Annotated in this window: 25 protein-coding genes; 7 read left to right on the top strand and 18 right to left on the bottom strand. The window is 37.0% G+C overall.

Features of this window, described 5'->3' with window-relative positions:
* The first annotated feature begins 6 nt into the window (after positions 1-6).
* The 5 genes from BN1226_RS00465 (at position 7) to BN1226_RS00445 (ending at position 5,093) form a co-directional block, all read left to right on the top strand.
* On the top strand, positions 7-1,080 hold the full coding sequence (locus BN1226_RS00465) for an isocitrate/isopropylmalate dehydrogenase family protein (protein ID WP_044469548.1): 1,074 nt from the start codon (positions 7-9) through the stop codon (positions 1,078-1,080).
* 93 nt (positions 1,081-1,173) lie between these two features.
* Positions 1,174-2,049 (top strand): amidohydrolase family protein, encoded by an 876-nt coding sequence (locus tag BN1226_RS00460; protein WP_052506662.1) that lies wholly within the window; start codon positions 1,174-1,176, stop codon positions 2,047-2,049.
* A gap of 15 nt (positions 2,050-2,064) precedes the next feature.
* Positions 2,065-3,483 carry a DASS family sodium-coupled anion symporter gene (locus BN1226_RS00455; protein WP_044469547.1) on the top strand — a complete coding sequence of 473 codons (1,419 nt, stop codon included), beginning with the start codon at positions 2,065-2,067 and terminating at the stop codon, positions 3,481-3,483.
* A gap of 5 nt (positions 3,484-3,488) precedes the next feature.
* Positions 3,489-4,580 carry a lactonase family protein gene (locus BN1226_RS00450; RefSeq protein WP_044469546.1) on the top strand — a complete coding sequence of 364 codons (1,092 nt, stop codon included), beginning with the start codon at positions 3,489-3,491 and terminating at the stop codon, positions 4,578-4,580.
* Between the two features lie 123 nt (positions 4,581-4,703).
* Positions 4,704-5,093, top strand: a complete 390-nt coding sequence (locus BN1226_RS00445) for a RidA family protein (RefSeq protein ID WP_005760909.1) — start codon at positions 4,704-4,706, stop codon at positions 5,091-5,093.
* A gap of 98 nt (positions 5,094-5,191) precedes the next feature.
* On the opposite strand, the gene BN1226_RS00440 is transcribed toward BN1226_RS00445, so the two are convergent.
* The 16 genes from BN1226_RS00440 to napF form a co-directional block, all read right to left on the bottom strand.
* Positions 5,192-5,584, bottom strand: coding sequence for a hypothetical protein (locus BN1226_RS00440; RefSeq protein ID WP_239384629.1), 393 nt, complete (start codon positions 5,582-5,584; stop codon positions 5,192-5,194).
* 55 nt (positions 5,585-5,639) lie between these two features.
* Positions 5,640-6,911 (bottom strand): murein hydrolase activator NlpD, encoded by a 1,272-nt coding sequence (gene nlpD, locus BN1226_RS00435; protein WP_044469545.1) that lies wholly within the window; start codon positions 6,909-6,911, stop codon positions 5,640-5,642.
* Between the two features lie 19 nt (positions 6,912-6,930).
* The gene (locus tag BN1226_RS00430; protein ID WP_005760870.1) at positions 6,931-7,119 is read right to left on the bottom strand and encodes a hypothetical protein; all 189 of its coding nucleotides are present in this window, start codon (positions 7,117-7,119) and stop codon (positions 6,931-6,933) included.
* Between the two features lie 11 nt (positions 7,120-7,130).
* Positions 7,131-7,706, bottom strand: a complete 576-nt coding sequence (locus tag BN1226_RS00425) for a YqaA family protein (RefSeq protein ID WP_005760758.1) — start codon at positions 7,704-7,706, stop codon at positions 7,131-7,133.
* A gap of 41 nt (positions 7,707-7,747) precedes the next feature.
* Positions 7,748-8,488, bottom strand: a complete 741-nt coding sequence (gene surE / locus BN1226_RS00420) for a 5'/3'-nucleotidase SurE (protein ID WP_044469544.1) — start codon at positions 8,486-8,488, stop codon at positions 7,748-7,750.
* Between the two features lie 36 nt (positions 8,489-8,524).
* Entirely contained in the window at positions 8,525-9,538 is a 1,014-nt protein-coding gene (truD, locus tag BN1226_RS00415; RefSeq protein ID WP_044469543.1) for a tRNA pseudouridine(13) synthase TruD, read from the bottom strand.
* Positions 9,538-10,014 (bottom strand): 2-C-methyl-D-erythritol 2,4-cyclodiphosphate synthase, encoded by a 477-nt coding sequence (gene ispF, locus BN1226_RS00410; protein ID WP_005760764.1) that lies wholly within the window; start codon positions 10,012-10,014, stop codon positions 9,538-9,540. Before ispF ends, truD begins: the two co-directional genes overlap by 1 nt.
* A 53-nt stretch (positions 10,015-10,067) precedes the next feature.
* Positions 10,068-10,766 carry a 2-C-methyl-D-erythritol 4-phosphate cytidylyltransferase gene (gene ispD, locus BN1226_RS00405; RefSeq protein ID WP_044469542.1) on the bottom strand — a complete coding sequence of 233 codons (699 nt, stop codon included), beginning with the start codon at positions 10,764-10,766 and terminating at the stop codon, positions 10,068-10,070.
* Positions 10,766-11,044 carry a cell division protein FtsB gene (gene ftsB, locus BN1226_RS00400; RefSeq protein ID WP_044469541.1) on the bottom strand — a complete coding sequence of 93 codons (279 nt, stop codon included), beginning with the start codon at positions 11,042-11,044 and terminating at the stop codon, positions 10,766-10,768. The genes ispD and ftsB overlap by 1 nt, the downstream gene beginning before the upstream one ends.
* A 105-nt stretch (positions 11,045-11,149) precedes the next feature.
* A complete protein-coding gene (locus tag BN1226_RS00395; protein WP_044469540.1) occupies positions 11,150-11,755 on the bottom strand; it encodes a NapC/NirT family cytochrome c in 606 nt (201 codons plus the stop codon).
* Positions 11,756-11,767: 12 nt separating this feature from the next.
* On the bottom strand, positions 11,768-12,211 hold the full coding sequence (locus BN1226_RS00390) for a nitrate reductase cytochrome c-type subunit (protein WP_044469539.1): 444 nt from the start codon (positions 12,209-12,211) through the stop codon (positions 11,768-11,770).
* Between the two features lie 19 nt (positions 12,212-12,230).
* The gene (gene napH, locus BN1226_RS00385; RefSeq protein ID WP_044469538.1) at positions 12,231-13,124 is read right to left on the bottom strand and encodes a quinol dehydrogenase ferredoxin subunit NapH; all 894 of its coding nucleotides are present in this window, start codon (positions 13,122-13,124) and stop codon (positions 12,231-12,233) included.
* The gene (gene napG, locus BN1226_RS00380; RefSeq protein ID WP_005760729.1) at positions 13,111-14,025 is read right to left on the bottom strand and encodes a ferredoxin-type protein NapG; all 915 of its coding nucleotides are present in this window, start codon (positions 14,023-14,025) and stop codon (positions 13,111-13,113) included. The genes napH and napG overlap by 14 nt, the downstream gene beginning before the upstream one ends.
* 107 nt (positions 14,026-14,132) lie before the next feature.
* Positions 14,133-16,640, bottom strand: coding sequence for a nitrate reductase catalytic subunit NapA (gene napA / locus BN1226_RS00375; RefSeq protein ID WP_044469537.1), 2,508 nt, complete (start codon positions 16,638-16,640; stop codon positions 14,133-14,135).
* A gap of 33 nt (positions 16,641-16,673) precedes the next feature.
* Positions 16,674-16,958 (bottom strand): chaperone NapD, encoded by a 285-nt coding sequence (locus BN1226_RS00370; RefSeq protein ID WP_005760940.1) that lies wholly within the window; start codon positions 16,956-16,958, stop codon positions 16,674-16,676.
* The gene (gene napF / locus BN1226_RS00365) at positions 16,955-17,479 is read right to left on the bottom strand and encodes a ferredoxin-type protein NapF (protein WP_044469536.1); all 525 of its coding nucleotides are present in this window, start codon (positions 17,477-17,479) and stop codon (positions 16,955-16,957) included. The genes BN1226_RS00370 and napF overlap by 4 nt, the downstream gene beginning before the upstream one ends.
* A 401-nt stretch (positions 17,480-17,880) precedes the next feature.
* On the opposite strand from napF, the gene narQ reads away from it, so the two are divergent.
* Entirely contained in the window at positions 17,881-19,608 is a 1,728-nt protein-coding gene (gene narQ, locus BN1226_RS00360; protein ID WP_044469535.1) for a nitrate/nitrite two-component system sensor histidine kinase NarQ, read from the top strand.
* Positions 19,609-19,616: 8 nt separating this feature from the next.
* Positions 19,617-20,162 (top strand): GNAT family N-acetyltransferase, encoded by a 546-nt coding sequence (locus tag BN1226_RS00355; protein ID WP_005760881.1) that lies wholly within the window; start codon positions 19,617-19,619, stop codon positions 20,160-20,162.
* 11 nt (positions 20,163-20,173) lie between these two features.
* On the opposite strand, the gene recX is transcribed toward BN1226_RS00355, so the two are convergent.
* Positions 20,174-20,635: a recombination regulator RecX gene (gene recX / locus BN1226_RS00350; protein WP_044469534.1), complete on the bottom strand. Its 462-nt coding sequence runs from the start codon at positions 20,633-20,635 to the stop codon at positions 20,174-20,176.
* Between the two features lie 90 nt (positions 20,636-20,725).
* Entirely contained in the window at positions 20,726-21,790 is a 1,065-nt protein-coding gene (gene recA / locus BN1226_RS00345; protein WP_005760727.1) for a recombinase RecA, read from the bottom strand.
* Positions 21,791-21,951 lie beyond the last annotated feature (161 nt).

The raw sequence follows: 21,951 nt of genomic DNA, 5'->3' as shown, positions 1-21,951 counted from the left end.
TTTACTATGAAAATTATCGTATTACCTGGCGATGGTATTGGTCCTGAAATTACAGCTGGTGCAGTAAAAGTACTACAAGCTGCTAATGAAAAATATAATTTAGACCTTCATTTTGATTATGAAGAAGTCGGTTTCCCTAGTTTAGAAAAATATGGCACGACCCTTCGCCAAGAAACATTAGAAAAAGCTAAAACCTATGATGGAATTATTTTAGGTACTCAATCACATGCTGATTATCCAAAACCCGAAAAAGGTGGCCGTAATGTTTCAGCTGGCTTCCGTATCGGTTTAGACTTATATGCAAACGTACGTCCAGCACGTTCTCGCCCATTCTTACCAACAAATATGAGCCCTGGTAAAAGTATTGATTTAGTGATCATGCGTGAAGCAACCGAAGGCTTCTATCCAGATCGTAATATGACCCAAGGTTGGGGGGAAGTAATGCCATCTCCAGATATGGCTCTTTCAATTCGTAAAATTACTCGCCATTGTAGTGAACGTATTGCACGTAAAGCTTTTGAATTAGCCATGACTCGTCGTAAGAAAGTTACTGCAATTCATAAGGCAAACAGTTTCCATATGACTGATGGCTTGTTCTTAGAAGCAGTTCGTGATGTAGCTAAAGAATTCCCAGAAGTTGAATTAAATGATTTATTAGTCGATGCATCAACAGCCCACTTAGTGAGAACCCCTGAACGTTTTGACGTATTAGTCGCAACTAATTTCTACGGCGATATTATCAGTGACTTAGCCAGTGAATTATCTGGTAGTCTTGGTCTTGCAGGTTCAATTATGGCAAGTGACTTATATTGCTGTGCTCAAGCACAACATGGTTCTGCTCCAGATATCGCGGGGCAAGATAAGGCGAACCCAGTATCAATGATTTTATCTGTAGCCATGATGGTCGAATGGATGGGTAACAAACATAACAAACCTGAATTAATAAAAGCAGCCAAAGCAATGACTGAAGCAGTGGATAAAGTATTAGAAGATCCAAGCGCAAGAACCCCTGATCTTGGTGGTAAATCAACATGTTCCGCATTTAGTGAAGCTGTTGCGAAAGTTGTTAAAAATCTCTAATTATAGTGAATCAGTTAGCACTCAGGTGCTAACTGAAACTATGCATGAATATAATAGAGGTTATAAATAGCCTCTAGTATAGAGGTCTTATTTATGACTAATGAAACTGATATCAAATTCACATCTTTTCAATTTAAAAATGTAATTGAGCAAAATTTTAAATTACCTAACCATACATGCGATTGCCACCATCATATTTTCAATCGCAATTTTCCATATACACCTGAAGATACTCGTGATTTACCCAATGCAACAATGGATGATTTTGTCCAATTCAAAAAATATATGGGGGTAGAACGACATATTTTGGTTCAACCATCTTCTTATGGTGTAGATAATCGCTGCTTAATAGATGCTCTAGAAAAAGGAGGTAAACTTTGTCGTGGAGAAGCGGTAATTGACGAAAGCTTTACTCACAAACAATTACAAGATTTAGCTGATAAAGGTGTCGTTGGAATTCGGTTTAACTTTGGTGCGGGTAATTATGCAAGCGCAGACAATTTACTAACTTTAGCTGAAAGAGTCCATGAATTTAATTGGCATATTCAAATTCATGCAAAAGCTGATCAATTATCTGAACTCTATCCACTTTTAACTAAAATTAAAAACCCAATTATTTTTGATCATTATGCACAATTGAAACAGCCAACAGCTCTCAAACATCCATTCTGGAAACAGTTATTACAACTAATTGATGCACAAAATTGTTGGGTTAAATTATCAGGACCTTATCATACCTCTACAAAAGCAGACTTCTCAGATTTAGAGCAAATTACGAAAGAATTTCTTCGAATTGCGCCTGAACGTTTAGTGTGGGGATCAGATTGGCCTCATCCTAATTTAACTTCATCACACAAAAATATGCCTGATGATAAATATTTTCTTGCATTATTCAATTCCTGGTTAGGCACTGATGCCATGCGACAAAAAATTTTTGTCGATAACCCAACAACATTCTTTTTTAAATAATAGCGGAGTTATTATATGAGTATTTTACAAAATAAAAATTTCGTAAATGCACTTATTTGTGTTGCTATAGGAATACTCATTTGGTTTGCCCCAATTCCTGAAGGCATACAACCGAAAGCCTGGCATTTATTTGCGATCTTCGTTTCAACGATTTTAGGTTTTATTCTCCAACCATTCCCAATGGGTACAACTGTGCTGATTTCCTTAACCATTGCAGTATTTACTGGAGTATTAAAATTAGGTGAAGCACTTAGTGGATATAACAGCAGTACTGTATGGTTGGTACTATCAGCTTTTCTTTTTTCTAAAGTGATTATTAAAACGGGGTTAGGCATTCGCATTGCCTATTTACTCATCAAATATTTTGGTAAAAGCTCATTATCTTTAGGCTACATTATTGTCGTCACAGACTTAATTCTCAGTCCTGCAATGGCCTCTAATACAGCTCGTGCTGGCTCAATTTATCCGATTGTACGTAGCCTTTGTGATGCATTCAATTCTACACCAGAAAATGAAAACCGTTCGTTTGGATCGTTCTTAATGCAATGTGAATTCCAAGGTAACTGTGTAACCTCTGCGGTATTTATGACCGCCATGGCGGGAGTGCCACTTTCACTTTCTTTAGCACAAGAATCTTTCAATATTAGTATTTCTTGGGGAACTTGGTTCTTAGCGGCATTATTACCAAGCTTAATTGCAATTATTGTAACTCCATTTGTAATTTATAAATTATCACCACCAAGCATTAAAAAAACCCCTTTAGCTCGAGATCTTGCTGAAAAAGGTCTAGCTGAATGTGGTCCAGTAACATTCCAAGAAAAATTAACTTTAACTATTTTCCTATTAGCAATTCTTTTATGGTCAACTGCTTCATTAACAGGTTTCAATATCACTGCAATTGCAATGTTAGCGGTTGTACTTTCTGTAATAACAGGTCTAATTAATTGGAAAAAAGATGCTTGTACTGATAGCGCAGCTTGGGATACTTTTGTATGGATGGGAGGAATTATCGGTTTAGCTGGTTTATTAACGAAATTTGGACTTGTACCTTGGTTTGCCACAGCAGTATCTGGTCACTTAACAGGTCTTTCCTGGCCTGTGATTCTTGCAACTCTTGCTATTGTGTATATGTACTCACATTATGCCTTTGCTAGTGGCACAGCTCACGTAGTGGCAATGTATATTCCATTCGTAACGGTATCTATTTCCGCAGGTGTTCCTCCAATGTTAGCTGTATTAACTTTTAGCTTTATTGCACCAATTTTCCAAGGTTTAACTCATTATTCAATGGGCTGTGCACCAATTTACTTTGGCTCAGGATATACCAGCTTAAGAACTTGGTGGATTGTTGGTTTCGTATTATCAGCTATCTACTTAATTATCTACGCATTAGTCGGCCCAATGTGGTGGAATATTTTAGGGCTATGGGGATAATCATAATGAAACAATATGCATTAACAGGTTGCCGCACCTCAGAATTCCGTAATGCTCGTGGCAAAGGTATTGAAGTATATGAAATTGCCAATCATCAATGGCAACACCTTTATACCATGTCTGTACCTTTTGATAATCCTTCTTGGCTGACCTTTGACGACAAACGCCAACAGCTTTACGTGATTTATGGTGACGGAGAAAAAGTCAGCCAATTTAAATTTAACAAACAAAATGGTCAACTAAGTTATATCAATTCAGTAACAACAGGCCCTCGTCATCCTAATAAAGACCTACAACCAGAACGACGTAATAATCCTGTATGTTCTTGTTTAACGCCTGATGCACAACATTTACTTATTGCTAATCATGAAGGCGGAAATATTGCCATATTAAATTTCGATGTAGATAACAATCTAGTGTCAACAGATAAATTTATTTTTATACCTGGTAAACAAGATCCAAGCTATCAAGACAAAAGTTTATCTCGCCCACATCAAACCTTATTTGATAATTCTGGCAAATTTATGTTAGTGCCAAATCAAGGTCGTAAAGCTGGAAATGGTATTGACATGGTGCAAGTGTATAAAATCGTCGGAGATGATTATCAACTAGTACACACCGCTATAACCACAGAGGGCTGTTGGTCTCGCCATATTTGCTTACATCCAAGCAATAAATTCATTTATTGTGTAAATGAATTAGGTTGTACGGTTACAGTGTTCTCTTTTAATGATGAAACAGGTGAATTGAAACAATTACAAGAAATTAAAACCTTAGATATCAATAGCAAATATGATGTCAGTGAAATTCAATTACATCAAAATGGTAAATTTTTATATGTTTCTAACCGCATTCATAACAGTATTTCGCTGTTTTATGTACAAACAGATGGTACATTAAAATTGCAGAAATGGTTTGAATCAGGCGGAAAAACACCAAGATTCACGACTTTATCACCAGATAATAAGTATTTTTATATTGCTAACGAAGATAGTGATAATATCGTTCAGTTAAAAGTTAATCCTGATAATGGTTATTTAGAACCCACAGGAACTATTATTGCAAACAGAAGCCCAACCTTTATCTGTTTTATTTAAATAATCATAAAATTCTCCACAAGTTGACCGCACTTTGACTCCAAGTGCGGTCTTTTTTTCATTGTTTTTGCAACTTGGCGGTGTAAAATAAAATCCTACCATTTATCATAAAAGGAGAAAATGATGACTAAAGTTATTCATACAGAAAAAGCCCCAGCTGCAATTGGTCCTTATGTACAAGCCGTCGATTTAGGTAATTTAGTAATGACTTCAGGACAAATTCCAGTAAATCCTGCTACAGGTGAAGTCCCTACAGATATCACCGCACAAGCCCGCCAATCATTAGAAAATGTAAAAGCCATTATTGAACAGGCAGGTTTAACTGTTGGTGATATTGTAAAAACTACTGTATTCGTAAAAGACTTAAATGATTTTGGCACAGTCAATGCGGAATATGAACGCTTCTTTAAAGAAAATAATCACCCTAATTTTCCAGCACGTTCTTGCGTCGAAGTCGCTCGTTTACCCAAAGATGTTGGTTTAGAAATTGAAGCTATTGCCGTGCGTAAATAATTTATAGTACAACAAAAAAATAAAAGGCAGATAAATTAATCTTCTGCCTTTTATATATGGAAAACTTATACCAGACTTATCAAAAGTGCGGTCAAATTTTAAGAAATTTTCTTAATCTCTTTCAAAAATTTCCAACCTTGTTTTGTATTCATTAAACGCATTGAATTATCTTTTGAAATATATCCCCCTTTCACTACATCAAAAATTTTTTGACTAGGATGGAGGTCAGATTTAAAGACTTCTGCCTGGCTTTTATCCTCTGATAAGATGACATAAATTGCCAAAGTTTGATTATCTGGATCTGCTAATTTAATATCTGCAATATCAAAAGTCTGAATACATTGTTGTTTTAGTTCTGACCAACTATAGCCAGCAGAAGAAATACAATTATGTTTATCACGATCAGCGCCCACTAGTAGTGTTTCTGACTCAGCTGTAGAACAAGCCGATAAAGCCATCACCATAGTTCCTACGAATAATTTGAATTTCATTTTATTCTCCAATAAAAAAGCTGATCCAACAGATCAGCCTTTCCATCAACCTAAATTAACGTCTTGGTAAATAACGGGTTGGATCCACTGATTTACCTTTATAACGAATCTCAAAGTGTAACTTAGTACTATTTGTACCAGAGCTACCCATTTTCGCAATTTGTTGACCCGCTTTCACTTCTTCTTGATCGCTTACAGAAATACTATCATTATGAGCATAAGCACTTAAGAAGTCATCATTATGTTTAATAATGATTAAGTTACCATAACCTCGTAATGCATTACCTGCATACACTACTCGACCAGCTGCAGCGGCATAAACTGGTTGACCTTTTGAACCACTGATATCAATCCCTTTATTACCACCATCGGAATCCGAGAAACCTTGAATAACCTTACCAGTGGTTGGCCATTTCCAAGCAATATTAGAAACTGGTGCTGGCGTACTTGATGCAGTACCAGCTATCACACCACCGGTGGTTGCAGTAGCTGTGATTGTTCCAGCCGTTCCTGCTGTTACACCTGGATTAGCTGCTGCATTACCCGCACTTGCCACAATTGGTCCTGTAGTATTAACCGTAGGTGCGGCAGCACCAGCAGAGGCCTTAACTGGTCCAGTGACTGTTCCATCAGAACCATATTGCGTACCATTAGCCCCAGCAGTATATGTAATTGATGGTTCAACTGGCACCTCTGTACATTGTTGTTCTGTCACTGTTTGAGTCTCAGTTTTACTTGAAGCGGCTGAACCATTAGCAACCTTCAATGTTTGACCAACTTTTAAGTTATAAGGCTCTGACATGCCATTTAATGCAGCTAATTCTTTTACATCCATACCAGAAATATAAGCGATTAAAAACATTGTATCGCCTTTATTTACAGTATAAGTGCTACCCTTATAGAAACCTTTATCAATCTTACTATAATCAGGAGCATTCGTCGTTGAATTACGAGGAATCTCTAAATTCTTACTTGATGTTGCACCAGATTTGTCTATTTTGGGTTTTTGTTTCGTCACTGTTTTACACACTGTTTTGGTTTGTGGCGTAACAGAAGTTTGCACAGCAGGCTGAGTGGCTACTGGTGCACTTGGTATTGATGCTGGCATAGTTGGAGTTGTAGTCACAGGACCACTCATTGTTGCAGGCATTGAACTTTGCTGTACTTCAGGTTGCCATGATCCAGAAGAACTATTATCCACAGGTTGCATTATACCTGGGCTTAAAGAACCATCTACACTTTCTACAGGTGCTGGTGAATTTGACGAAGAGCTACAAGCAGATAAAACTGCAATAGCAATAGGTAATAACAAAAATGATTTTTTCATTATTTATATGTTCCTTTAATTATTTCATATTTGCAGGCATGCTTTGTTGCTGAACTTCAGGCATAAAACTACCGCCGGCAACGGCTCCTGTTCCTTCTACAGGTTGCATAATACCATTTGGTAAAGCATTCTCATCTTTTACTTCTGGAGCAGAGGAGCAAGCAGACAATGCTGCAATCATAGACAACAAAATTGCTAATTTTTTCATTTTATTCAACCCTATTTTAAAATTAAATATGCGATCACCGCTAAAGCAACTACCGCCCAGCCAATCACTTCTATTGACTTACGTAGTTTAGCTGCGAAACGTTCACCGCCCCAAGCAGCTAATTTAGCGACTAATAAAAAACGTGCTGCTCGTGAAACAAAAGCAGTAATCACAAATGGAATAAAAGCCATTTGCATCACACCAGCAGCAATGGTGAAAACTTTATAAGGGATCGGTGAGAATCCTGCCACAAAAACAACTAAAATACCCCATTCTTTAAACCAAGAAATCGCCGTATCCCAATGTTGTTGATAACCCCATTTAATAATATAACTTTGCACAAAATCAAAGGCATAATAACCGATAGCGTAACCAATCATACCACCAATAACTGATGCGATAGCTGTATAAAGCGCTAATCGGATCGCTGTTTTCGGTTTTGACATTGACATTGGAATCAACATCACATCAGGTGGAATAGGAAAAAAAATAGCTTCAATAAAACTAACTAAACATAACCAAAATGTTGCAAAACGATGTTTTGACCACTCCATCGTTTTGTCATACATTGCACCGAAAATTTTCAAAATAATGCCCTTAACTATAAGTTGTGCATAGAACTGATTAATTATTCACTTTCTAACCAGTCTTGTAAAGCCTTCATTGAAGGATAAGAGGTCATATCAACCTGAATTGGGGTAATTGACACATATCCGTTTGCTACCGCATCAAAATCAGTGCCTTCACAAGCATCTTTTGGTAGTCCTGCTGGTCCAATCCAATAGATATTTTCTCCTCTAGGATCTTGTTGTTTAATTACTTCCGCGGCTGATTCTCGATATCCTAACCGACAAACTTTAATTCCTTTAATTTGTTCATAAGGAAGATCTGGAACATTTATATTAATAATTTCTCGAGGATTAAGCAGTTGTGTATGCAATTTAGGAATAAGATCACATACAATACGTGCCGCGGTATCATAATGCTGACGACCATCTAATGATACTGCAATTGCGGGTAGACCTAAGTGGCGGCCTTCTAATGCTGCTGCAACAGTTCCAGAATAGAGAACATCATCACCTAAATTTACCCCAGCATTAATACCTGAAACCACAAGATCTATACGACCAGATAAAAAACCATTGAGTGCTAAATGAACACAATCTGCTGGTGTTCCATTGACGCAATAATTTCCATCATCTAAACGACGAGGACGTAAAGGTTCGACAAGTGTTAATGAACCTGAGGCAGCACTACGATTGCGATCTGGTGCCACAATAGTGACATCCGCCAATTTACGCAGTTCTACTGCTAAAGTTTGAATGCCTTCTGCATGGTAACCATCATCATTAGAAAGGAGTATATTCATTTTATTATCCGAAAAATTATATTATCTAATCAATTATTAAATTGTTTCATCCACCAACGCCAATTCACGTACTAAAGCGGTAGCATAGCTACCCGCTGATAAGTAGAACTTTAAGGTGAGTCCATCTTTGCCAAATGCCCATTGAAAATTTTGTGGCTGCATTAAAACTGGACGGCGAGCTGGTTTCATGCGTTGCTGTTTCATCAAGTGAATGATCTCTTGATGTTGCTCCACTATTTGATTTTCAAGTTGACAAGCAACTTGGGCGTTTTCCCCAATAAGAGGTGCTGTCAGTTGTAAATCTCGTTGTGCTAAACGGTTTTGCAAAATCGCTAAATCTTCATTTTCATCTGCCACAAACCAACTATGTGAGCCTGTTAATTGCAGAATATCATTAGCTAATACTTGGTTTGCCACGCCTTGCTGGATACGTTCAGAGACGACCAAATTAAATACTTCACTACGAGCTGCAGATAAATAAAAACTACGTTTTTGACGATCTTTAACTTTAATCTCACCTCTTGCCCAACGCATGGCTTGAGTAAGATTATGACCATCTTTACCAAAGCGTTGTTCAGTAAAATAATTAGGAAATCCAAAATTTTTTATTTTTTCTAACCGCACTTTTAGTTCATCAGTTTCCACAATATTACGCAGTAAGATTTCAAAATAATTACCAACTAAACTGCCTATACGAATTTTTCGATGATGTCTTGTTACTTGCAAAATTTCTACACCATCTATTTTGAACTGACTAAAATCAGGTGTTGCTTGACCTGGCATTTGTAAACAAAACCACTGTTCAGTAATAGCTTTACGATCTTTTAAGCCTGCATATCCCATATTGCGCAGAGGAATTCCCGCAAATTTTGCTAATTGTTCACCTACATAAATGCTGTTGTTATTTGTTTTACGTACTTTAACTGCGACAAACTCTCCTTCACCTGACATTTCATAGCCAAGTTCTTCTTTCACAATAAAATCCGCACATTCTGACTTTAAAAGTGCGGTCTGTTTTGGTGGAGTTTGTAAATAAGAAAGGGCTAACATTAGACTTTCACCAATAATGCTACAGCTTCAGTGGCTATGCCTTCACCTCGTCCAGTAAAACCGAGTTTTTCAGTGGTCGTAGCTTTTACATTCACTTGCGTTAAATCACATTGTAAATCTGTGGCAATCACGGTACGCATAGCATCAATATGAGGACGCATTTTAGGGGCTTGAGCAATAATAGTAACATCCACATTACCAATTTTATAACCTTTCTCTTGCACTTGACGAAAGGCTTCACGTAATAAAATACGACTGTCTATATTTTTAAATTGCATATCAGTATCAGGGAATAATTTACCAATATCCCCTAAAGCAACCGCACCTAATAGGGCATCAGTCAATGCATGTAATGCGACATCGCCATCAGAATGGGCAATAAAACCTGTATGATAAGGGACTTCCACACCTGCAATTATCAATGGACGAGATTCACCAAAAGCGTGCACATCAAAACCATGACCAATTCGAATCATATCTATTCCTTTCCTTTTAAATCACTAATGAGCCTCAAAGCCCAGTATGATAATTAATATATTACATTTGAGCGACGGCTTAAATAAAACTCCGCCAAAGCAAGATCTTCAGGACGGGTGACCTTTAAATTATCACTACGTCCCGCCACTAAGTGCGGTCGAAAACCAGAAAATTCCATAGCAGAAGCTTCATCCGTTACCACTAAACCTTGTTCACTTGCGTACTGTAGTGCTTGACTTAATAGATCTACACGAAAAAATTGAGGAGTTTGAGCTAGCCATAATTGGCTACGATCTTCGGTTTTTTGAATTTGTAGCTGGGGGGTTGCTCGTTTAATGGTATCCACAGCGGGAATGGCTAAAATAGCGCCTTGCTCATCAGTAATTTTTAATAATTTATCTAAATCTTCATGAGTTAAACAAGGGCGTGCTGCATCATGAACGATTACCCAAGCCCTTTTATCAGTGATTGCTTGCAAGCTATTAAATACAGAATCGGCTCGGTTAACTCCCCCATTTACCACTTTAATTTTAGGATGCTGAGTAATAGCTAACTGAGGTAAATAGGGATCATTTTCGGCAACTGCAATAATCACTTGTTGAATAGGTTGATAACTCAATAAAACATCTAAGGTATGCTCTAATAAAGTTTTACCTAATAACTGTAAATACTGTTTTGGTTTATCTGCTTGCATACGACTTCCCACACCAGCAGCAGGAACGACGGCAATAATTGAACGAGATTCAGCCATTATTTATTTTCTTTTGAGATGCGATAGAAAGTTTCATTAGGCTTCACTAATTCATATTGTAACCGTGCACGTTCCTGAATTGCATCCACCCCTTCACGTAAATCTTTAATCTCCGCGGCAACCACTTGATTACGTTGTGAAAGCTTAGTGTTTTCTTCTTTATGAACAGCAATTTCACTGGCGGTTTCTTTATAATCTAAATAACCGTTTTTGCCAAACCAAAAATCATATTGGAATAATAAAAGCACCGCAGTAAGAGTTAAAATTAATAAGCGCATTTGATTCTTTTTATATGGACTGAAAATGTCTATAGTGTAGGGGAAAATGAGGGATAAAAAAAGACCGCACCTATAAAAAGTGCGGTCTGTTTTCACAAGATTTTATTATTTTTCTTCTTTTTTGGCATCTTCACTCAAGAAACCTGATTTAACACCATGCATATCCGGCAATTGGTGAGCAATTCCTTTATGACAATCAATACAGGTTTTGCCTTCAGCCATTGCAGCTGTATGCATACGCTCTGCAACAGATTTTTGTTGTGAGAAGTCCATTGAATTGAAGTTATGACAGTTACGGCATTCTTGAGAGTTATTCGCTTTCATACGTTTCCACTCATTTTGTGCCATTTCTAAACGTTTAGCTTCAAATTTTTCTTTCGTATCAACATGACCCATGAAATAGCTATATACTTCTTTTGCAGCCTGTACTTTACGAACCCATTTAGGAATAAATTCATGTGGTAAATGACAATCTGCACAAGCGGCACGCACCCCACTATGATTAGTATAGTGAATAGTTTGACGATATTCTGGCACCACATCATTCATATGACATTGAGAACAGAATTCTTCAGTACTTGTTTCTTCAATTGCTAAATTAAAACCGCCCCATAATAAAACACCCGCAATTGCAGAAAGTAAAACCACAACACCAACCGCCATTTTACTTGGTGATTTAAACCAATTACAAAAAGATTTTAATGCTTCCATAAATCACCCCGATTATTTATTTTGAGTACGTTTAATAGTTTCAAATTTATTTTGTACAATAGGATCCACATCAGTTTGTTGAACATGGCATTGTAAACAGAAATAACGGCGTGGTGATTCTCCTTCTTTCACTTCACCATCACGAGTAATAAAGTGACTTTGTGGTAAACGTGGGGCCCCTGTAGTTTTATAAAAATCTAAACCATGGCAACCTAAACATTGATTAACATTTTTAGTCACTTGCAAACCGCGAATACTATGTGGCACAAGAGGAGGTTGATTAATAAAAGTCACAGGAATATTACTGCGGCTTTTTTGTGGGTTTTGAAACGCAGGGTCAACTTTTTCTGAGATTCCCTCAATACTTGAAGGCACTTCGGTTTGGTTTACAATATTACTTTCAGCAAATGCAAATCCAGCCATCATTGTAAGTAATATAATGAGATACTTTCTCATAATTCACTCCGTATAGTAATTAAATAATTCTGTTACCTTGTTTCGCAAAACGAGAGGTAAACTCAAAAACATGTTCAGGGCAGACATCAATACAACGTCCGCAAGTAATACAATCTTTGGATAACACAATTGTGCTATCATCAGGATTACCATGTAATGGTGTTCTTAAAACCTGTGGTTCTGGGCAGACATTATAGCAATCCATGCAGCGGTCACATCGATCTCGATCAATAACGCCCACTTTAATTACACTTTTTGCACCAATTAATGCATAAGTCGCACCCACTGGACAAATATGACCACACCAACCATGTTCAGCAACCAGTAAATCAAAGAAAAAGATTACTGCTACTAACCATAATGTTGCGCCTAATCCATATACAAACACACGGCCTAAAGCAGCAACTGGATTGATCCATTCCCATAATAAAGTTCCAGATACTGCACTCCCCACTAAAATCATCACAAGGATGGCATAGCGTAATCCACGTGGAATTTTAGCCGACTGGCGAATACCTAATTTACGACGTAACCATGCTGCGGTATCAGTCACCATATTTAATGGGCAAACCCAAGAGCAAAAGGCCTTACTTGCTACCACTGCATAAAATGCCACGATAATCAGTGAACCAATCAACATTTTCCACTCAGGTAAATAACCTGTTGAAAGCACTTCGGCAGTCATTAATGGATCAGTCATAGGAACTGTATCAAACAATAAACTACCACTATAATTTCCTTTCAAAATCCATACATTCCAAAATGGGCCACTTAAGAACATTAAGATAATACTTAATTGGCTTAAACGGCGTAGGATAATGAATCGGTAGGCATGCCACCAGCCTAATTTTTGTCGAGCTTCAAGTCCGACATCTCTAGGAGAATTTGCTTTAAACGTATTATTTTGTGCCATCTTTTAACCCCTTAAGATTGAGATCTAAATTAGGGAAATGTTCTGGCGCATCCACTGTAGTTGAATTAGGCACATAGTCTTGGGTTGCACGACTAGGTGTTGCCACTCGTTGATTTGGCTGAACCTGCATAGGTTGATATGTTGGTTCAACCTTACCTTCAGGCATACGAGCATCAAAAGAACGGAAACCATCTGGATGAACGTCTTCAACCAGAGATTTACCCGCATTTTGTTTTTCTTGCCAACCTAAACGATAGTGACGGCCTAATAAACCTTTCGCAAGATCCATCGGTAACACTTTAATTGCAGCTTCTTCTAATACACAAGCTTGTTCACACTTACCACAGCCTGTACAAGCATCAGAATGTACAGTTGGAATAAGTTTTGCATGAATTACCGTACGGTCATTATGTATTCTTTCTAATGTAATCGCCTTATCCACTAATGGACAAACACGATAACATACGTCACAACGCAACCCTTGCCAGTTCAAACAAGTCTCATGGTCAAGCAATACAGCTAAACCCATTCTTGAATCATTGATATCTTTAAGCTCTTCACTTAAAGCACCCGTAGGGCAAGCATTCATACAAGGAATATCCACACACATTTCACATGGCTTATCACGAGCAATGAAATAAGGTGTTCCAGCTTCCATAGGAGAAAGTAAAGATGCTAAGTGCAACATGTCATAAGGACATGCCTGCACACATTGTCCACAACGAGTACAAGCAGCTAAAAAATCTTTCTCTGGTAATGCACCAGGTGGACGTAATGCTACGCCCTCTCTGGCAACACTTTGTTGCTGTTGCAATCCTAAAATAACACCAACACCACACACACCAGCAGCCGTACGGGTAGCATTTTTTAAGAATTGACGACGATTTGGATCCATTTTCATAGTGGTTTCCTTGAGTAGAACGGTAAAATTCGTTAAAAAAGCACCGCACTTTTCATGTAATTATTTATTTTAGTTGGATGGGCAAAGTCGCCCACCCACTAACATAACTACACTTTCACCACTTTAACCGCACATTTTTTATAGTCGGTTTCAAATGAAATTGGATCTGTTGCATCAAGTACAACTTTATTTAATAACTGACCCGCATCAAAGAATGTTGAGAAAACCAAACCTTCTGGGGTTTTGTTACGGCCACGTGTATCAATATGAGAAATCATTTCACCACGACGAGAAATTACTTTCACTTGATCACCATGACGTAAACCACGTTTCTTCGCATCTTCAGGATGCATCCATACCAAGTTATTTGGGAAGGATTTATGTAACTCAGGAACACGACGTGTCATCGTACCTGTATGCCAATGTTCAAGTACACGGCCTGTACATAACCATAAATCGTATTCTTCATCTGGACTTTCAGCAGGTTTTTCGTAAGGCACCCCTAAAATCACCGCTTTACCATCTGGATTACCATAGAATTTAACTTCTTCACCAGCTTTTACATATGGATCATAACCTTCACGATAACGCCATAATGTTTCTTTATATTCGCCAGTTTTTTCGTCCTTCACTACAGGCCAACGTAAACCACGAACTTGGTGATAAGTATCAAATGATGCTAAATCGTGGCCATGACCACGACCAAACTCAGCATATTCTTCGAATAAACCTTTTTGTAAATAGAAACCGAAGTGATCTGCTTCATCATTGATATATCCTGGAACATTTGTAGGCACTTTATAACTATCAACTTTGCCATTACGATAAAGGACTTCATATAAAGTTTTGCCTCGAAGTTCTGGGGCTTTCGCTAATAATTCTTCTGGCCATACTTCATCAGTTTTGAAATATTTAGAGAATTCGACTAATTGCCATACATCTGAACGAGATTCACCAGGACCTTTAACTTGTTGACGCCAGAATTGAGTACGGCGTTCTGCATTACCATAAGCACCTTCTTTTTCAACCCACATACAAGTTGGAAGGATTAAATCTGCCGATACTGCTGATACTGATGGATAAGGGTCTGATACTACAATGAAGTTATCTGGATTACGCCAGCCCGGGAAAATTTCTTCATTAATGTTTGGACCACCTTGCATGTTGTTAGTACACATTTGCCATAAGAAATTAAGTTTGCCATCTTTTAAGGCACGGCTTTGAGCAACCGCATGGAAACCTAATTGATCTGAGATGAATCCCTCTGGTAATCCCCAAGATTTTTCTACCGTTGCACGGTGCTTAGGATTAGTAACAACCATGTCTGCAGGTAAACGGTGAATAAATGTTCCTACTTCACGAGCAGTACCACAAGCTGATGGTTGACCTGTTAATGAGAATGGTCCACAACCTTCAATAGCAATCTTACCTGTTAATAAATGTACGTTATACATCATTTGATTCACCCATACACCACGTGTATGTTGATTGAATCCCATGGTCCAGAAAGACACTAATTTTTGATTAGGATCTGCATACATTTTTGCTAATAATTCAAGTTGTTCTTTTGGTACACCTGAAATTTCATGGGCTTTTTCTAATGTATACTCAGAAACGATTTTTTTGAATTCTTCAAAATCACTATCATACATTTTGCCCGCAGTTTTCGCATTTTTAGCTGCTTGTTGTAAAGGATGTTCTGGACGTAAACCATAACCGATATCCGTTTCACCACGTTTAAATTTAGTGTGTTTGTTTACGAAATCCCAATTGACTTTATCATTTTGAATAATGTAGTTAGCAATGTAGTTTAAAATTGCTAAGTCTGATTGTGGTTTAAAGATAATTGGTGTATCTGCTAATTCGAATGAACGATGTTCGAATGTTGACATAACCACAACTTTAACTTTGTTATCTGATAAACGGCGATCTGAAATACGTGACCATAAAATCGGATGCATTTCAGCCATGTTTGAACCCCAAAGTACAAAGGCATCGGTTTTTTCGATATCATTGTAACAGCCCATAGGTTCATCCATACCAAATGTACGCATAAATGCAACCGCAGCTGATGCCATACAGTGACGGGCATTTGGGTCAATAGTATTAGAACGGAAACCACCTTTCCAAAGTTTTACTTTTGCGTAACCTTCAAAAATAGTTGTCTGACCTGAAGAGAACATGCCAACTGCGTTAGGACCTTTCTCTTTAATAATTTTTTTGATTTTGTCTGACATAATGGTAAAGGCTTGATCCCAAGAAATTGGTGTAAAATCACCTTCTTTATCAAACTTACCATTTTTCATACGCAACATTGGTGTTTGCATACGGTCAGCACCATACATAATTTTAGATAGGAAGTAACCTTTAATACAGTTTAAACCACGGTTTACTTCTGCATCTGGGTCACCCTGAGTTGCTACTACCCGACCATCTTTAGTCCCTACAAGCACGCTACAACCCGTACCACAATAACGGCACGGTGCTTTGTCCCAACGGATACCTGAATCATCGGTTTCGGCATATACATTTTTTACAGGAATCGCAATCCCTGCTGCAGCAGCCGCTGCTGCAGCAGCATTCGCTTTTACAAACTCTCTACGATTGAGTTCCATAACATACCCCACGTTAGTCAATTTTAAATACAGTTAATTCTGTTCATCTAAATAGTTATAAATTAAAGATACCACTATCACTCCAGAGATATCCTTCACCTTATCAATCTTGTTTGCTAGCTCAGGTTGATGAGAGGCTTCCATGACAACCACTAACTTACCATCTTCGATTTTCTCAGCATGAATTTCTGTGCCAGGCAATGCAAGAATAGCTTTCTTCACTTGCTCCATTTTCTCAGGACGTGCCTGCACGATTAAACTACAAACATACCAATTATCTTGATTATTGATAATATTTAACTTTTCTACGTCTTTCATTGCTCTTCATAATAAAGTTTAATTGCTTGTACAGGACAAACTGAAATACAAGCCCCACAACCATTACAGTTATCTAATTGAACCTCTGGAGTGGCAATACCGCCGAGCTGACGCTTAAAACGAATCGCTCGGCTTTCACAGTTATCTTCACAGGTACGACATTCCACATGATTCAAGGCTAAACAACCTGCTTGAATTTCTATTTTATGCTGCCAAGCAGATTCTGCTCTAGGTCTAAAAATAGGTTGTTGGCAAACTTCCACACATTTCATACAGAAAGTACATTCACCATGACTAAACTGGATCTCAGGATAATCCCCCGCACCTTTCACCAGAATCTTGGTTTCACATACATGGATACAATCGCCACATCTTGTACAACTTGTGATAAATTGCTCTTCAGCCACTGCCCAAGGTGGTCTTACACCCTGAAATCCTTGTTGTTTTACCGCTTCAGACTGTAATGATTTTAAAAAACCACCTCGCAAAAATTGACGACGAGGTAACTCTTTTTCCATCATTCCATATCCCTTAATTTACATGCGATACCTTTCTCAGATGATGCATTATCGACCGCATATCATCAATAAAAAACCACCCGAAAGGGGTATTTATGCTGATAAATCAATATATTTTTTGATATGAAACAATAAATACCATTTTATTTTACAAATGCTTAACATTACTGATAAATAACCTCCTATTTTTTTCCTAATTTGTCACATTTCTTTTTATAGAATTAGCTAAAAATATAAAATATATTTGACTATCACTACTCGCATTAAGCGATACCATGGTTTATATTGTGTACACAAAAAATTAATGTTTATGGAATAGTTATCTTGATTAAAAAGATACTTATGATTTAGCTCCACTTAATATTCCATAATGGTTATTTCCATGCTTTACAGGCACAGAACTAATGAAAGATTTAATCAGAAAAGTAAAAATTAAAAAGAACTCTGTCACTACTCGAATTGCACATTATTTATTACTTATTATCACATTAGCAGGACTAATTACATCATTTAGCTTCGCTATTATGCAGAGCAATGAATCTGATGCTGAATTAATTAATGTAGCGGGCTCACTACGTATGCAGAGCTATCGCCTTATTTACACCATGGAATATGAACCTGAAAAACTAGATTTAGGGCTACGACAATACCGTGTTAGCCTCCATTCAAATTCCTTAGTAAATATTCGTCATAGCATTTTAACGCCAACAGAAGTGAAACAAGCCTATTCAAATTTAGTGCGTCGTTGGCAAGAAATGGAAACCTATGCACAACAGAATAAGCAACAAACGTATCGCTCTCAAATTACTAGCTATGTTGATCAAGTGGATCAATTTGTTTTTGCATTGCAGAAATTTGCTGAAAAAAAGGTTATATTTGCTGTCCTAATTTTTATTATTTCCATGCTATTAATTGTAATATTAGCCTCTTATTTAATCTGGTACACCAATAAGGAAATTGTCTATCCGCTTAACCGATTAATGCGTGCAAGTATCCAAGTGGAAATGCGTCAATTCAACCACATCCCCCTAGATATAAATAAAAATGATGAATTGGGTCGTTTAGCTAAGTCGTTCACTCATATGTCTGCCGAACTGAATAAACTCTATTCAAACCTCGAAGAAAAAGTTACAGAAAAAACCCAAAAGTTAAATCAAATTAACCGCTCTTTAGCCATGTTATATCATTGCTCACAAGAATTAAGCACAAATGAGATTAATCGTAATAAACTATTACAAGTCCTAAAACATGTCATGGGTACTGAACATCTACGTGCTTTTGAATTAGATTTAATTGAATCTTCACAATGGAATATTAAGCTCGGTGAAGCATCAATGACACAAAGCTGGCAAGAACAAACTATTGGAAGCGAAGGCAATAAATTAGGTGTATTGCGTTGGCAAGCAGGTTTACCTTGCCCAGATCCTCGTGGAATGGAAAATATCGCACAATTACTAGGACGCGCACTTTATTTAAATCAAAACCAACGTCAGCAACAACAATTGCTGTTAATGGAGGAACGCTCAATTATTGCCCGAGAATTGCATGATTCTCTAGCACAAGTATTATCCTTTTTACAAATTCAACTCACCTTACTTAAACATAATTTGCATAAAAATGAACCTGAATCTAAGCAAACAAGTTTAAATATTATTAAGGAATTCGAACAAGCTTTAAGTGATGGCTATATTCAATTGCGAGAATTATTAGCAACTTTCCGCTTGACCGTACAAGAAGCTAATTTACAATTAGCACTTGAACAAGTTATTGATTCATTACGTAATCAAACGAATATTCAAATGACCGTTGATTGTACATTGCCATCACAGACCTTTACACCACAGCAATTAATTCATGCATTACAAATTGTTCGAGAGGCAACACTTAATGCCATTAAACATTCAAAAGCAAGCTTAATCGAGATAATTGCACACGTAAATCAAGATGGAGAACAAGAATTATTAGTACGAGATAATGGGATTGGTATCCCAAGCTTAAATGAACCAGATGGTCATTATGGTTTGAATATTATGCAAGAACGTAGCCAACAGTTAAATGCCAGACTCAGTATCCACAACCGAGATACTGGTGGCACAGAAGTAAAAATTATTCTATCTAATACTTTATCCTAACAAAAAATATGATTATAAGAGTTGCCAATAAATTAGATTATCCACAAATTATTGATATTTATAACCAAGCCATCCCGACTAGACGAATCACGGCAGATTTAGAACCTGTTACCCAAGAAAGTCGCTTAGGTTGGTTTGAATTTCATTTAAATAGTGATAAATATCCCATTTGGGTCTTGGATAATATTATTCAATTAAATCAAGAACCTCAAATTCTTGGTTGGTGTACTTTCTCACCTTTTTATCCACGTGCAGCTTTTGATAATACTGTAGAAATTAGTATTTATTTAGATAATAATGCGAAAGGGCATGGTTATGGCTCGCATATTCTACAATTTATGAAAGAGCAAATGCTTTCTCGTGATATTAACACCTTAATGGCTTATGTGATTGAAGAAAATATTATTAGCCGTAAAACCTTTGAAAAACAAGGTTTTAAACAATGGGGACGTTATCCAAACATTGCTAATATGGGGGATAGTTACCAAACTTTTTTAATGTATGGTTATCAAACGGGGATAGAAAATAATCTCACAGAAAAACTGCGGTATTAATTTAGAAAATTTTAGTAAAATTCCTCATCGCCACCGCGACCTAAAAAATCACTAAAATCTTCAGCATAAAAACCATGAGAGATCATATAGTGCCAAATTTTCTGTTTTGTTTTTTGATCTTGTTTCGAACGATAATTAGGAAATTTTTTTGATAATACAGATAATGCTACTTCAGACCAATCAATTTCTGTTTCTATTAACACCTCATTAATGGTTTCAGATTGCACACCTTTGAGTTGACGTAACTCTTGTTTTATACGGTTAATGCCGTAACCACGTTGTGCTCTTGCTCGAAAATAATTTTCTGTAAAACGTTTATCACTTTGCCAGTTCTTTTGTTGTAACTGTCCAATAGTTTGAGCAATTTCTTCTTCAGAAAAAGCTTTTTCTTGCATTTTACAACGAATCTCAAACTCACTATATTCTCGGCGAGCCAGCAAATTAACAACATAACTAAAGGCAAGAGAAGACATTTAATATTCCTTATTTCAGTCTAAATAAAAAGAGTAAAAATTAAATATAAAAAAATGCGGTAAATCTACCGCACTTTTTCTTAATATGGCTTATTCAAAATCTTCGCCATCAAATTCATCTTTATCATTAGCTTCAATATCAGCCATTAGTGCTTGTTCTGGATTTGCTAACAACTCAGCACGAATTTTACCTTCTAATTCTGCTGCCGCGGCTTGATTATCTGCTAACCATTTCATCGCATTGGCTTTACCTTGACCGATTTTATCGCCATTGTACGCATACCAAGCGCCTGATTTATCAACAAATTTGTGTTTAACACCTAATTCAATTAATTCACCATTCTTAGAGATTCCTTCTCCATAAAGAATTTGGAAGTCCACTTGACGGAACGGAGCTGCTAATTTATTTTTTACTACTTTTACACGAGTCTCATTCCCAATCACTTCATCGCCATCTTTTACTGAACCTACACGGCGAATATCTAAACGCACAGATGAATAGAATTTTAATGCATTACCACCCGTGGTTGTTTCTGGATTACCAAACATCACACCAATCTTCATACGGATTTGGTTAATAAACACAACAAGGCAGTTAGCATTTTTGATTTGTCCTGTTAATTTACGTAATGCTTGTGACATTAAACGAGCTTGTAAACCAACATGAGAATCCCCCATATCGCCTTCAATTTCTGCTTTTGGAGTTAAGGCAGCTACAGAATCTACAATAATCACATCTACTGCACCTGAACGCACTAATGCATCACAAATTTCTAAGGCTTGTTCCCCATTATCTGGTTGAGAAACTAATAATTCTTTAACATCAACACCTAATTTTGCTGCGTAGATCGGGTCTAAGGCATGTTCAGCATCAATGAAAGCACAAACTTTACCTGCTTTTTGTGCTTGCGCAATCACTGAAAGTGTTAAGGTTGTTTTACCTGAAGATTCAGGTCCAAAAATCTCAACGATACGGCCCATTGGCAAACCACCAATACCTAATGCCACATCCAAACCAATAGAACCAGTGGAAACAGACTCTACATCTAATGCTTGAGTATCACCTAGTTTCATAATAGCACCCTTACCAAATTGTTTTTCAATTTGACCTAGTGCTGCCGCTAAAGCTTTGGATTTTTCATCATTCGTCGCCATTTTCTACCTCAAAAGTAAGCATTTATTCCTAAATTTACTCAATATAATACCTGTTATAATATACAGTATCAAGTGAATTTTTGATCTTTTTATTTACACCTAAATTTTTTTCGATCTGCTTCACAAAAATAAATAAAAGCGAATATTCGAAATCCTTAACC

The organism is Mannheimia massilioguelmaensis, assembly GCF_000940515.1.
Lineage (GTDB): Bacteria > Pseudomonadota > Gammaproteobacteria > Enterobacterales > Pasteurellaceae > Basfia > Basfia bettyae.
This window is presented reverse-complemented; position numbering and strand designations above follow the sequence as displayed.